General features: G+C 58.9%; 13 protein-coding genes. 7 read left to right on the forward strand and 6 right to left on the reverse strand.

Translation table 11 applies throughout. The annotated features are described in order from the left end of the window. Positions 1-125 precede the first annotated feature (125 nt). From tssF to ACQ4WY_RS04300, 7 genes are all read left to right on the forward strand, one after another. Positions 126-1,931: a type VI secretion system baseplate subunit TssF gene (gene tssF / locus ACQ4WY_RS04270; RefSeq protein WP_436502961.1), complete on the forward strand. Its 1,806-nt coding sequence runs from the start codon at positions 126-128 to the stop codon at positions 1,929-1,931. Continuing rightward, a complete protein-coding gene (gene tssG / locus ACQ4WY_RS04275; protein WP_436502962.1) occupies positions 1,895-2,920 on the forward strand; it encodes a type VI secretion system baseplate subunit TssG in 1,026 nt (341 codons plus the stop codon). The genes tssF and tssG overlap by 37 nt, the downstream gene beginning before the upstream one ends. After that, the gene (locus tag ACQ4WY_RS04280; RefSeq protein ID WP_436502963.1) at positions 2,917-3,204 is read left to right on the forward strand and encodes a PAAR domain-containing protein; all 288 of its coding nucleotides are present in this window, start codon (positions 2,917-2,919) and stop codon (positions 3,202-3,204) included. Before tssG ends, ACQ4WY_RS04280 begins: the two co-directional genes overlap by 4 nt. A 12-nt stretch (positions 3,205-3,216) precedes the next feature. After that, a complete protein-coding gene (locus ACQ4WY_RS04285) occupies positions 3,217-5,811 on the forward strand; it encodes a type VI secretion system Vgr family protein (RefSeq protein ID WP_436502964.1) in 2,595 nt (864 codons plus the stop codon). Next, positions 5,808-7,667, forward strand: a complete 1,860-nt coding sequence (locus tag ACQ4WY_RS04290; RefSeq protein ID WP_436502965.1) for an esterase/lipase family protein — start codon at positions 5,808-5,810, stop codon at positions 7,665-7,667. The genes ACQ4WY_RS04285 and ACQ4WY_RS04290 overlap by 4 nt, the downstream gene beginning before the upstream one ends. Positions 7,668-7,669: 2 nt before the next feature. Next, complete coding sequence (locus tag ACQ4WY_RS04295) at positions 7,670-8,797, forward strand: T6SS immunity protein Tli4 family protein (RefSeq protein WP_436502966.1); 1,128 nt, start codon at positions 7,670-7,672, stop codon at positions 8,795-8,797. 83 nt (positions 8,798-8,880) lie between these two features. Further along, complete coding sequence (locus ACQ4WY_RS04300; protein ID WP_436502967.1) at positions 8,881-9,360, forward strand: GNAT family N-acetyltransferase; 480 nt, start codon at positions 8,881-8,883, stop codon at positions 9,358-9,360. A 4-nt stretch (positions 9,361-9,364) separates the two neighbouring features. Here ACQ4WY_RS04300 and ACQ4WY_RS04305 read toward each other — a convergent pair whose 3' ends face one another. From ACQ4WY_RS04305 to ACQ4WY_RS04330, 6 genes are all read right to left on the reverse strand, one after another. Further along, positions 9,365-9,538 carry a hypothetical protein gene (locus ACQ4WY_RS04305; RefSeq protein WP_436502968.1) on the reverse strand — a complete coding sequence of 58 codons (174 nt, stop codon included), beginning with the start codon at positions 9,536-9,538 and terminating at the stop codon, positions 9,365-9,367. Next, on the reverse strand, positions 9,531-9,908 hold the full coding sequence (locus tag ACQ4WY_RS04310) for a DUF2750 domain-containing protein (protein ID WP_436502969.1): 378 nt from the start codon (positions 9,906-9,908) through the stop codon (positions 9,531-9,533). Before ACQ4WY_RS04310 ends, ACQ4WY_RS04305 begins: the two co-directional genes overlap by 8 nt. Further along, entirely contained in the window at positions 9,898-10,170 is a 273-nt protein-coding gene (locus ACQ4WY_RS04315; RefSeq protein WP_436502970.1) for a hypothetical protein, read from the reverse strand. Before ACQ4WY_RS04315 ends, ACQ4WY_RS04310 begins: the two co-directional genes overlap by 11 nt. Before the next feature lies 1 nt (position 10,171). Beyond that, positions 10,172-10,561, reverse strand: coding sequence for an Imm1 family immunity protein (locus tag ACQ4WY_RS04320; protein ID WP_436502971.1), 390 nt, complete (start codon positions 10,559-10,561; stop codon positions 10,172-10,174). After that, entirely contained in the window at positions 10,558-12,198 is a 1,641-nt protein-coding gene (locus ACQ4WY_RS04325) for a SulP family inorganic anion transporter (RefSeq protein WP_436502972.1), read from the reverse strand. The genes ACQ4WY_RS04320 and ACQ4WY_RS04325 overlap by 4 nt, the downstream gene beginning before the upstream one ends. 67 nt (positions 12,199-12,265) lie before the next feature. Beyond that, entirely contained in the window at positions 12,266-12,847 is a 582-nt protein-coding gene (locus ACQ4WY_RS04330) for a TetR/AcrR family transcriptional regulator (protein ID WP_436502973.1), read from the reverse strand. Positions 12,848-12,872: the final 25 nt, after the last annotated feature.

Raw genomic sequence — 12,872 nt, forward strand, 5'->3', positions numbered from 1 at the left:
TTGCCAGTTTGGAAGTCCTTGATGTTGCGCAGCAACCCTGTTCAATTATTTGCGCAAACGCAATTTACCTTTGAGCAAACGCTCGGATACTGACCATTCCGCTGCACAGACACAGGAAAAGAGAGATGGAGGACTTGCTGCCGTATTTCGAACGCGAGCTGGTGATGCTGCGGCGACATTGCCGTGAGTTCTCCGAACGCTATCCGAGAATCGCCGGCAAATTGCACATGTCCGGCGAGTCTTGCGAAGATCCCCATGTCGAACACTTGATCGAATCGGTGGCCATGCTGGCGGCACGCATCTCAAAACGGCTCGATGACGACTATCCGCAATTTACCGAAGCCTTGTTCGAAGCCCTGTTCCCACACTATCTGCGCCCCTTCCCATCGTGCAGCATCGTGCATCAGTCCGTCCCAGCGGCTGGGGCGGGCGTATTGCACCTCCCGGCCGGCAGTGAAATGGACGCAACGCCTGTGCGCGGCGTGCGCTGCCGCTTCAAGACGGTCTACGACATGACGACAGGAGCATCGGTACTGGAAAGCACGGTTTTCGATGCGATGATCAAGGCGCCACCCGGCGTACGCCTGCCAGCATCGACCAGTTCCTCGCTGAACATCGGCATCCGTCATCTCGATGCGGCGCCCGCATCCCTGCGCGTTTTCATCGATGCCGAAGCATCGTTTTCCGCCGCATTGCGCGATGCCTTGTTCATGCATGCAGTCTGCGCTTTTGTGTCTATCGACACGGTGCAATGGATGGCCTTGCCCGCCGTGCCTGTGACGCCCGTCGGCTTCGGCGACACGGCCGCCTTGATACCTTTCGGTGCCCGTTCACAGCCGGCTTACCGCGTCCTGAGCGAGTATTTTGCGTATCCGGAAAAATTCAATTTCTTTGACATCGATATCGCGGCGCTGAGTGCTGCCCTGCCGCCTGCTTGCCAGCGCTTCACCCTGCATCTGTGCATGGCCGGTTTGCGACCCGATTCCGCTGCGGCGCGCATGTTGTCCAGTATTTCCAGCGAAAACTTGAAGCTAGGCTGCAGTCCGGCGATCAATCTTTTCCGCCAGGAAGGCGTGCCGATCGCCATCACCCGGCAGAAAACCGATTATTCCGTACTGGCCCATGCTACCCATGCCCATGGTTACGAAGTCGTCACTGTCGATGCGGTGCGCTTGTTGCGCCAACGCGGAGGGGAAAGCACGCTGACCGAATTTCGCCCGCTATACAGCCTGCGCCATGGAGAGGGTGCGGCGCAACAAGGCCATTACTGGGTCGTACGCCACGACATGGCTTTGGCCATCAAAAGTCCTGGTCACGAAAAGAAAATCACGCTGGTCGATAGCGACTTCAATCCATTGATCCATGAAAAGGCCAGCCTGTCGTTGTCGCTGACATGCAGTAACCGCGACCTCCCGCTGTCGCTCAAATACGGCCAGCCGCAAGGAGACTTGCAACCGTGCGGCGGCGGACCTGCACTGCAAATGCTGCGACGCCCCAGTCAGCCGCGCTGCTTTTCCCCTGGTGCGGGCCTGCACTGGCGCCTGATTTCGCACCTGGCGCTGAATCATCACGCACTGGTCCAGGAGGGTCTGCCGGCGCTGCGCGAAATGCTGACGCTGTATGACCTGTCCCAATCGGCAAGCTCGCAACGCCAGATCGGCGGCATCGTCGCGCTGGCGCACTCGCCAACCACGACATGGCTGCGACACAAGCGCGGCACATCGCTGGCGCATGGCGTGGAGGTGCGCATCACGCTTGACGAGGAAGCGTTCGTCGGTAGCGGCATGCACCTGTTTGTGCAAGTTATCGATCACTTCCTTGGGCTGTATGTGCAAATCAATAGTTTCATCGAACTGGTGGTGCTGTCACTGCAAAGCGGAGAGGAGCTGATCCGATGCAAACCAAGAAGCGGACTGCAGAATCTGGTGTAATGCGACACTTGCTGGCCGAGCCCCACCGCTACCAGTTCGTCCAGGCGATACGTATTCTGCTGTGCTGGCTACGTCGCCAGAATGTGTCCCATGCGCAAGCCTTCGGCCAGGTGTTACGCTTCAAGAACAGCTTGTCGTTGAGTTTTCCGGCCAGTGAAATAGAGCAGCTCTCGCTCGACGACAATGAACAACTGAGCCTGACTCCGACGTTCATGCGTTTTCTGGGCGTCGGCGGCACCTTGCCCTTGCACCACTCGGAACGCATCGCCGCTTACCGCTTGTCGAGCAAAGACGCTGGCGTCTCGGCCTTCCTCGATATCTTTTCGCACCGCATGGTTGCACTGTACTGCCAGGCATGGGAAAAGTATCGACTGGAATCCACGCTCCAGACCCAGGCAAGGGATGCACAATTGCCTTTGCTGACGGCACTGGCCGGCGTGCAGCGCACTGCGCTGCCGTCGACTGGCGAACCTGATGCCGTGACGCAAGACGTCGCAGCCTGGTACGCTGGTCTGCTGCGCTGCCGCCCCGTCTCCGCGCAAGCGATTGGCCCCGTTCTGGCCGAGTACTGCGGCGTGCCAATCGCCCTGCAACAATTCGTCGGTGGCTGGGACTATCTGGAAAAGAACCGGCGCAGCCTGCTGGGCAGTGTCAACTTTACCCTGGCGCGCGGCGCAACTCTTGGCCTGCGGCTCTGGCGCCAGGACATGCGCGTGTGCCTGCATATCGGCCCGCTGGATCCCGCTGGCCTGCAACGCTTCCTGCCGCGCAGCCCAGGTGCGGCAGCACTGGCAAAGATGCTGACGCTGTTTGGTGTACCAGACCTGCAATATGAAGTACGACTGATATTGAGTCCGCCATGCATTACCCCCCTGCTCCTAAGCGCCAACCCGACAGAAAGACGGCGCCTGGGCTGGACGACGTTCTTGCAAACAGAACAAGGCAAGGTACGCGGCGCCGAAGTGCGTTATCTGTTGCAGCTGACTTGAGCAATCCATCCCTGGAAAGCGAGGCAAGCATGAAACATGCGGGACGCGGCGTCATCCGGCTCGGCGACGCAACCGATCACGGCGGCAAGGTCACCAGTGCATCGTCCGGCAGCACCGTGATGGGGAAGACGGCGGTGCTGGCCGATGACACAACTTTCTGCCCCAAGTGCAAGGGCAACTTTCCGATTACGCCGGATGGCGCCGGCGCAAAACACATGGGCAAGCCGTACGCCTATGACGGCGATGCCACCGCCTGTGGCGCCCACCTGATCACATCCCTATAACGGAGGCAGGCCATGCATGCAAGCATCCAGGCGGCACTTTCAGCCTTCGACCTCGCCGCGCAAGAACGGCGCCTGCTGAAGATCGAGTTCCCCCACGAAGATGGACCGGCCGGCGCCATCCTGCTGGTCAATTCGCTGACCGCCAGGGAAGAAGTGTCGCGCGACTTCCGTTTCGAGGCCGAACTGCTGTCCGATGACGCGCATATTGCGCTCAAGGCCATGATGGGCCGCATGGTGACCATTTCAATGGTGCGCGACGATGGCACGCTGCGCCACTTTAACGGCTATGTGGGCGAGTTTTGCCTGCTGCGCGCCGATGGCGGCTTTGCCTGGTACCGCATGGTGCTGCAACCATGGCTGGCCTTCGCCCGGCTGCGTCAGGACAATGTGTCCTTTCATGGTCAAAGCGTGATGCAGCTGACCGAAACAACGTTTGCGCACTACGAGCAGCGCGACTGGAAAACCAGCATCCATGGCGAAGATCCGCAGATCACTTGCGCCAACCAGCACAACGAAACCGACTACAACCACCTGCACCGGCGCTGGGAGGCGCTGGGCTGGCATTACTGGTACGAGCACCGCGCCGATGGCCATACGCTTTGGCTTGCAGACAACAGCACCCTGGCTGACATGATCGCCACGCTATCCGGCGACGGCGCCATGCATTTTCACTCCGAATCGGGTTCCATGGAAGACGATGGCCTGCAACAGTGGCAAGCCGTGCGCCGGATCGGCTCCGGGCAGCTGACCTTGGCCAGTTTCGACTATAAAAATCCCCAGCCACGCCTCGCCAGTGGCTACTCCCTGAATCGCCAGGGCGATGTATTTGCCCACGAACTATATGAAAACACGGGCGCTTATGGCTATAAGAATGTCGATGATGGCGAGTCTCTGGCACAACGCCGCATGGAAGAAAGCGACCATCTGCGCCAGTATTTCGAGGCGGCCGGCAATCATCGTGCCGCACAGCCTGGCCTCTGTTTCCGGCTCGACGGACATTTCAGCGGCGAGGAAAAACGCTACCAGCCCGGCCAGGAGCGGCCCGACAGCATTGCCGAACGCGAGTACCTGATCCTGTCAGTCGAGCATACCGCCAGCAACAATTATCAAGCAGGTCCCAGCGCCTCCTCGCACTATGTCAACAATATGGCATGCGTGCGCCGGGACATCCGTTGGCGGCCAGGCCGTGGCTACAACAGCACACCGTGCGTGGTTGCCGGTGTGCAGACAGCGCTGGTGGTCGGGCCGGCCGGGGAGGAAATCCATACCGATGCACTGGGACGCATCCGCCTGCAATTTCACTGGGACCGCCTGGGGGAATTCGATGAGCGCAGCTCGCCATGGATACGGGTCATGATGCCAATGGCGGGACCGCAAATGGGACAAATCGCCTTGCCGCGCGTGGGGCAGGAAGTCGTCGTGCAATTCCAGGACGGAAATATCGACCACCCCATCGTCATTGGTGTGGTCTACAACAGTGCGAACCTCCCCCCTTGGCAACTGCCGCAGCAGCGCGCCCTGTCCGGCTTGCGCAGCCGCGAACTGGGCGCCCGCAGCGCCAACCATCTTGTGCTCGACGATACCAAGGGGGCGATCCAGGCACAGCTGCGCAGCGAGCACCAGGATAGCCGTCTTTCATTGGGCAACATCACCCGCATCGACGACAATGCCGGCCGCAAGGAAGCGCGCGGTGTGGGCTTTGAATTGAGCAGCAACGCCTGGGGCGCCCTACGCGCTGCCAGGGGCATGTTGATCACCACAGAAACAACAACAGGAACTGGATCAGTCAAACAGCTCGACGAAACGCAGGCACGCCTGGCGCAAGCACGTCAACTGCAGCAAGGCTTGGCCGGCATGGCCGTTGACGCGGGTGCGCAAGACAGCGCCGCACAACAGGGCGCCGTCGCCGAGTCCATCCAGCGGCAAAACGCCGCTATCAAAGGCGCCGGCGGCGATTTCCCGGAGCTGTCCGAACCGCATCTGCTGCTGGCCAGTCCGGCCGGCATCGAGCTGAGCACGGCCCAGTCCATCCACCTGGCAGCCAGCGAGCATGTGGCGCTCACCAGCAGCAAGCATATTTCACTCGCCAGCGGCGACAGTATGTTTGCCAGCATCGCCAAGACCTTCAGCCTGTTCGTGCACAAGGCCGGTATGAAACTGATCGCCGCCAGCGGCAAGGTGTCCATCCAGGCCCACAGCGACGAGGTGGAAATCCTCGCCCAGAAAGTGCTGTCGCTGATCAGCGAAGCGGACTGGGTCAACATCAAGGGCAAGAAAGGCGTCCGCCTGCACGGCGCCAACCACATGCTGGAAATCAGCGACAAGGTGCAGTTTTTTACCTCGTCCCCTGTGCTCTTCAACGGCAACCTGGAAACACTGGCGCCGAAGAGCGTGTCGCAGGAATTCAATGAACGGCCAAGCAGCAATTTTGATCAGGAAGTGTTGTTGATGGAAGCGGGCGACACGCCCGCTGTCGGCATCGACTTCGAAATACTGAGAGAGGATGGCAACGTCGTAGGCAAAAGCGGTGACGACGGTTCGACGAACCTACAAAAATCCACCGGCATGGACAGCTATGTGATTCGATACAAAGGAGAACTGCCATGAGTGACAACGATGAGCTGAACAAACGAGGTAATCATCAAAGACAATTTACACAAGGTGTGGGCGGATGGGCTGAGTATGCAGTGCAAATGACCAGAACCAGCGATACAGCACGCCATGAAGTCGCCAAGCCACCCGGTAAAGTGATACCGATCATTTTTCTGCCAGGTGTCATGGGCAGCAACTTACGTATGTCCAAGGTACGGCAAAAACAGCTGGAGCGCCCGGACAATCGAGCATGGCGACCGGATGACTTGATGGGGGTGGGAGGAATGGCAGATGTCGCCGCCGGAACTGGTTTGGGCGGATGGTTCAGAGAGGCTACGCCTCAACAACGTCAATTGGTGTTTGACCCCAACGAAACAGAAGTCGAATACTACCATTACACAGAAAACAATGAGCGGTTTGACGCGGAGGGACCAGAAACAATGGCTTCAGATATGCGACACCAGAATGTTCCTGACAGTCTGACCCCCATTCCTCCCCTGATGGGATCGAACAGAATCAACCCCAGCAGTCGTCCTGTACAAGGGAAACCGCAAGCGTTCGCAACTCCAGCGCAGGTGGCGCGATGGCGCGGCTGGAGTGAAGTGTTGTTTGATGGAGCTTATGGCTCCATGCTGCAACACACTGAAAAGCACATGAACAATATGGTGTTAGGCGGGAAACTGCATCCAGTCTGGCGCGGGACAAGCGGCTTGAGTGCGTCGGTGATGAAAGACCCTTCTACGTTTGGTGGCGTATCAGGCAATCCCGTAACTGAAGAAGACTTGAAAAAAATCGCTGCATGCTGGTATCCAGTTCACGCGATGGGCTACAACTTTGTGCAGAGCAATGGCGTCACTGCCGCGACCATTACCAAACGCCTAAGAGGCCTGGTCAAAGGTTATCGTGAACGGGGCTTCAAATGTCATGAAGTCATTCTGGTCACTCACAGCATGGGTGGCCTTCTGGCTCGCGCCTTGATACACCCTGACTATGGAAAAATAGTCAACGACAACGACCTGACAATACTTGGCATTTATCACAGTGTTATGCCAGCCATCGGCGCCGCCGGAGCATATAAACGCATGCGCTTCGGTTTTCAGGAAAAAGACACTACTGCGGGTGAATACGAAGCAGAGGTACTTGGCATCAGTGGTATCCATGCGACCGCCATTCTGGCGAATGCCCCGGCACCGCTGGAGATGATGCCTGGCGTCGTCTACGGTGAAAAATGGCTCAGGGTGGTAGATCAGCAAGACAAAGAACTGTGGAGCTGGCCGCGCGAGGGTGCTACAGCATTGGATGCTATTTATTTGCAGCCACCCAATGCGTGGTGGCGGCTGATAAATCCGGAATGGATAAATCCGGCAAATATCGATAAAAAAAGTGGAGGTGGCCTTGATAACGTCAAGTATAAGCTTAAGAATGCATTCAAATTCTTGAACTCAATAAAAGAAAGTTTTCACACCACCACCTTTGCAAGCTACTGCGCGTCGCCAAAGAGGTTAAGTTACGGGAATGTCGTATTTAAAGTAACCGAGGGACTCAACAACGGACTATCAGATTCTAAGGGAAACCAAAATTTACCTCCATCTGAAAAATGGACGCTACTTGAAGACAACGCTAAAAATGAGCTTGTTGTTCAAGCTGGCCCTAGAAAATTACGATTAAGGCTAATGCCAGCCAGTGCTGCTGGCGATGACACAGTCCCCTCGAAAAATTTAGAAAAGTGCTTTAAAAAGGAAAGATTATTTATTCATGGGGTGAAAGATGGAACTGATTACGGGCACCAAGATAGCTATTCAAATCCTAATGTACTTGCTTCAATGCTGTATTCCATTATACAAATAGCAAAAACCGCAAAATGGACTTGATCATGCTCAATAAAAAAAAGAAAGTATTATTTCTTTTCACTACCATTGTAGTGCTTGGATTATTTCAACCTTGCAAAGCGCAAAGTGCCATCGAGGAGAATGCCGTGTCAGAAAATATTGCTCTTACTAAACGTCTTGAAGTGCTCTTTCTGCAAACGAAATTGGCATGTTTTGGGCGTTACTCCCTGCGCATACCGCAAGAGGCTGAATTAATTTCTGGAGGGGTTTCCCTTCCATCGACGATTGGAATAAGAACCGATGGATTGGCAGGGAGGGACATACAGGTTTTAGAAGATATTGAACAAATAAAGTTCAATAATCCAACCTCGGAAATTATCTACAATGGTGCAGGCCCAATTGAAGACAGTTGGCAGATTCAGTATTTTGAAAATGAGTACACCAAAAAGGAAGGTGACACATATTTCAACACATATATTACAAAAGGAAACATCACATTTACGATAGGAGATTCGACTCCTGAAGGCCAGACCAAGCAAAGTGCTGAACAAAAACAAGTAGTTCGCGCAAAAAATTTACACCTACGCAAAGAAGATGACATACCGTCCGAACCCGGCAACTGTATCCCTTATGGATTCATTTTTAACAATAGTTATAATGAACAAGAAATAGTCAATACAGGACTCTATCTCCCCAGCTTCCCAGATGTAACATTCTCCGTCAGCTCGAATAAGAACGCTTATGGTGATTATTCACCTGCTGAGTTCGAAAGGAAAGTGAGAGGTGACCTTTCCTTAATTCACCGAATTCAGCAAGCAAAAGACCGGCAAGGCAATCGCTATCCCAAGAGAACCCTGCTACGCGAGGGCAAACGCAACGTCCAGCACTGGCAGGGAGAGGAATCGCTGATACGACGAACAGATGGCGTGCACGATTTTGAATGGGCGCTGGTCGGCAAGCCGCGCGATGTCGCGAATCCATCTGTGCTGGAGGCGCATATGTACACCAAGGTTGCCTACAACACAGTAGGCGCAGCCAAGGCCGCATCACTCACTGATGACGAAGCCATCGCCTTGTGGGACAAGCTGCTGTCCGGCCTGAAGTTCCGGGTGAAAGTGCCGGGTGCGCCGCCGGGTTCGTACTACTTCGATCCGGACAAGCCAGCGCAGTGATGAATGGACAAACACGGCAGGCGCTCTTGCTGGCGTGATGCAAGCCATTGCGCTAGCATGCTCCTTTTGCCCGGAAAACTTCCATGACCGTCACCCTGCGTCCCGCCCTGCCCTTTGACATCGACGCCCTGTGGGCCTTGCGCACGGTGGCCGTGCGCGTCGGCTGCGCAACGCATTATGCGCCGGAGCAAATTACTGTGTGGACGGCGTCGCCCGTGCCGCCTGCGTATGCCGCCATGCTGGCCGCGGGTGGCGGCATCGTGGCGATGCAGGACGAGGCCATTGTCGGCTACGCCATGCTGGATGCGGATAAACACGAAGTCGATGCCGTGTTTGTCGATCCGGCGCGCGCGGGTCTGGGCATCGGCAAGCGCCTGCTGGCGGCGCTGGAGCAACTGGCGCGCGGGCGCGGCATGGCGCGCTTGCAATTGTCCGCATCGCTGAACGCCGTGCCGTTTTACCGGGCCGCCGGCTTTGTCTTCTTGCGCGAGGAAGCGTATGCGCATCCGAGCGGTATCAGCCTGGCCAGCGTGGCGATGGAAAAGGCGCTGGCGGCCGCCTGAGCCGTCAGTCGGGTGTCGCAGAAGCTTCGGACTCGGCCAGGCAGTGCTGCAGTTTCGCGATCAACGCGCGCACTTCGTCGTCGCCCAGGTCCAGCGGGTCGCCCTGCGCGCCGACGGCGATCAAGCAGATGGCCGAGCCGTCGTACCAGGCATCGAGGCGTTCTTCCTGATTATTCATAGTGTCTGACTTCATCTCGCAGGTCGGCAAGCAAATCGGCAGGCGCCGCGATGCTGGCGCTGCCTTGCGGCACGGGAAACACGGAAGCCAGCTGGTCATTGCTCGCCATGCCGGGCAGCCACTTGTTCAAAAAATCGTCGAGCGCGATGGCGCGTGGCTGGAAATGCTCCCAGTCATCGCTGGCGCACGCTTGCGCGAATGCCGCTTCCGGCCAGAACGGGATGGCGACCTTGCCGCCAGCTTGCGCCGTGGCCCAGCCATCATGGTACAAGCCCCAGACTTCTTGCGTATCGGCCACCTTGCGCACAAAGTAGGCATGGCGTTCGGCGGACGGCAGCCCCGCCACCTGCTTGAACTTTTCAGGATGCACGGTTGTCTCCTGCCTCGCCCCATACCCGCAGCTGCGGCCCGCACCAGCCCGTCACCATGTCGAGGGCGTCCAGTATCACGTCTTCCAGCGGCCCCTCCTGCGTGGCGGGGCGCAGTTCCTGCAGCAAGGCGGCCACTTGCGCTGCCGTCACGCCGCTGGCCTTGTAGCGCAGCAGGATGGCGCGCAGCGTGAGCAAACCTGCCCTGGCGTCCAGCGCGGCCAGCAATGCATTGTCGATGTCGGCGATGATGGTTTGCGGCATCTCAATCCGCCTCCCACGCGATGGCGGCCGGCCGCGCGCCGCCTGTCCTGAAAAAATCGACAAAGGCACGTTGGCACTGTTCCACCTCCACGCACCATGCCTCGGGATACTCGTCCACCTGGCCATTGGCCAGCAGATAGCTGCAGGCGCCATCTGCCTCCTCGTCGCCCAGGGTATGAAAACTCAAGTCGTCCTCACCCGACAGATACATCAGCCAGGCATTGCCGCCATTGCGCAGCATGCACAGGGCCGGGCCCTGTTCCGCGTCCGTGGCCCTGGTCAGCCACAGTTCGCACTGCGCCAGGGTCCGTGCTTCCTGCAACGCCTGTTCCAGCGCAGCAATGGTGTCAACGGCACGCGCTTCGCCGTGCAGATTCAATTCCATCGTCATGCTTTGCTCCCGCTCAAATCGTTTGTCGCCAGCGCCGTGCTCAGGTAGAGCTTGCCACTCAGGTCTTGCAGCAGGCTGCTCTGGCGCAGGCGGTCCATCACTGGCCCCTTCACTTCGGCCAGGTTCAGGCTGATGCCGCGTTTGATCAGCGCGCTGTTGAGTTCGATCAAGCCCAGCAAGGCCGTGCTGTCGATCTGGTTGACGGCCGACAGCACCAGCACCAGGTGGCGCGCCGTCGGATGGCCGCGCAATTCGTCTTCCACGCGCTCCGTGACGGCTTCGACGTTGCCGAAGAACAGGCCCGCATCGATGCGCAGCAGCAAGACGTCAGGCAGGGTCTGCGCTTCATAGCGCTCCACGTTGCGGAAGTGCTCACTGTTTGGAATACGGCCCAGCACGGCGATGTGCGGACGGCTGGCGCGCCAGATCAGGGTGCCCATCGACAGCAGCACGCCGATCACCACGCCCGCTTCCACGCCCAGCACCAGCACGCCGGCCGTGGTCGCCAGCAGGGCCAGCGCATCGCTGCGGTCGTAGCGCCACGACAGTTTCAAGGTATCCCAGTCCAGCAGGCTGCTCACGGCAAAGATGATGGTGGCCGCCAGCACGGGCAGCGGCAGCAGGGCCAGCCATCCCGTGGGCGCCACCAGCGCCAGCGCCAGCAGACCGGCCGTGATGATGCTGGCCAGGGGGGTGTTGGCGCCCGCCTGGAAATTGACGGCCGAGCGCGAAATGGAACCCGTGACGGGAAAGCCACCCGACAGCGCGCTGGCCACGTTGGCCGCGCCCAGACCCAACAGTTCGCGGTTCGTATGCAGCTTCTCGCCCCGTTTTTGCGCCAGGGTCTGGGCGGCGGACATGCTCATCAGGAAAATGATGAAGGCGATCAGGAGCGCCGGCGACAACAGGGTGCGCCAATGGGCGCTTGAGGTGGCCAGGTTCAGGCCGGGCAAGCCGCTGGGCACGTGGCCTGTCGTCTGCACGCCCATCGCTTCCAGGCCGCCATAGGCGACGAGCGCGATGCCGGCCAGCACCAGCACCATCGGCGCCAGGCGCGCGCCCACGTCGGCCGCCACCGTGTTCAAGCCGCAGCGCTGCAGCAGGCGCGACGCGTAGCGCTTGGCCAGCCACAGGAACAGCAGGCCGGACAGCCCAAGCACGAGGCTGGGCGTGTGCCAATGGGGCCAGGTGGCGCCCAGCAAGGGCGTGATCTGGCCCCAGATGATCAGGATCGCCGCGCCATTGCTGAAACCGCTGATCACGGGGCGCGACAAAAAGCTGGCCATGAAGCCCAGGCGCAGTACGCCGCACAATAGCAGGACGAGGCCGCTGATGAAGGCCAGCTGGGCGGCCAGGACGATGTATAAGGAGGAACCAGGGTCGGCCAGCGGCGCAAGTGCGGCGGCCGTCATCAGCGAGACGATGGCCATGGGGCCCACCGATTGCGTCATGCTGCTGCCGAACAAGGCGTACAGCACGGGCGGCAGGATGCTGGCGTAGATGCCCACCACGGGAGGCAAGCCCGCCACCAGCGCGTAAGCCATGCCTTGCGGCACCATCATCATGGCGACAACGATACCGGCAGTGATGTCTCCGGCCAACAGAGGACGCCGGTATTGCCTGAGCCAGAGCAGCATGGATGATCCCAAAATCTGAAAACCGAAGCCTATCATGCGACGAGGCCGGCTGACAGGGGGAGCGTGCTTAGTCTGCCAGCAATTGCGCCTTCACGGCATCGAGAATTTCTGCCGACAGCGCCTCGTCATCGACAGAACGGGCCAGCACCATGGCGCCCACCATGGCGGCAAACGTGGCGATCGCCTGCTGGCGCCGCCGCTCCTGCGTGCAACCCGGCACCCCTTCCGGCAGCAAGCCCTGCAGCAAGGCGAACTGTTGCTGCGTCGCCTTGGTAAAGGCGGGACGCGCACCGGGCGACATGCGTGCCGCATCGACGCCCATGGCCGCGGCCGGGCAGCCGCCGCCGGGCTGGTCGCGGTGCCGGGTGGTCAGATAGTTGTCGATAATCGCCGGCAACGCCCGCTGCGGGTCGCTGGCGACCTTCGCCTGCCAGCCTTCCAGCGATTTCTCCAGCGCATGCTGGCACGCTTCGATCATCAAGTCTTCCTTGGACGCGAAATGGCCATAGAAGCCGCCATGCGTGAGGCCCGCGTTCTTCATCAGGTCGGCCACGCCGATGCCGTCATAGCCTTTTTCGCGGAACAGCTTGGCGGCCACGTCCACGATGCGCTCGCGGTTCAGCGCCGCCTGCTCCCTGCTTACTTTCATGCTGCCCTCCCACATTTATGTCAAT

The organism is Janthinobacterium salmonicoloratum (genome assembly GCF_051380845.1).
Taxonomy (GTDB): domain Bacteria; phylum Pseudomonadota; class Gammaproteobacteria; order Burkholderiales; family Burkholderiaceae_D; genus Janthinobacterium; species Janthinobacterium lividum_F.

What these genes read in the sequence shown, in the direction of transcription:
- tssF (WP_436502961.1), top strand. Translation starts at nt 126, where the DNA reads ATGGAGGACTTGCTGCCGTATTTCGAACGCGAGCTGGTGATGCTGCGG.
- tssG (WP_436502962.1), top strand. Translation starts at nt 1,895, where the DNA reads ATGCAAACCAAGAAGCGGACTGCAGAATCTGGTGTAATGCGACACTTG.
- ACQ4WY_RS04285 (WP_436502964.1), top strand. Translation starts at nt 3,217, where the DNA reads ATGCATGCAAGCATCCAGGCGGCACTTTCAGCCTTCGACCTCGCCGCG.
- ACQ4WY_RS04290 (WP_436502965.1), top strand. Translation starts at nt 5,808, where the DNA reads ATGAGTGACAACGATGAGCTGAACAAACGAGGTAATCATCAAAGACAA.
- ACQ4WY_RS04295 (WP_436502966.1), top strand. Translation starts at nt 7,670, where the DNA reads ATGCTCAATAAAAAAAAGAAAGTATTATTTCTTTTCACTACCATTGTA.
- ACQ4WY_RS04300 (WP_436502967.1), top strand. Translation starts at nt 8,881, where the DNA reads ATGACCGTCACCCTGCGTCCCGCCCTGCCCTTTGACATCGACGCCCTG.
- ACQ4WY_RS04305 (WP_436502968.1), bottom strand. Translation starts at nt 9,538, where the DNA reads ATGAATAATCAGGAAGAACGCCTCGATGCCTGGTACGACGGCTCGGCC.
- ACQ4WY_RS04315 (WP_436502970.1), bottom strand. Translation starts at nt 10,170, where the DNA reads ATGCCGCAAACCATCATCGCCGACATCGACAATGCATTGCTGGCCGCG.
- ACQ4WY_RS04320 (WP_436502971.1), bottom strand. Translation starts at nt 10,561, where the DNA reads ATGACGATGGAATTGAATCTGCACGGCGAAGCGCGTGCCGTTGACACC.
- ACQ4WY_RS04325 (WP_436502972.1), bottom strand. Translation starts at nt 12,198, where the DNA reads ATGCTGCTCTGGCTCAGGCAATACCGGCGTCCTCTGTTGGCCGGAGAC.
- ACQ4WY_RS04330 (WP_436502973.1), bottom strand. Translation starts at nt 12,847, where the DNA reads ATGAAAGTAAGCAGGGAGCAGGCGGCGCTGAACCGCGAGCGCATCGTG.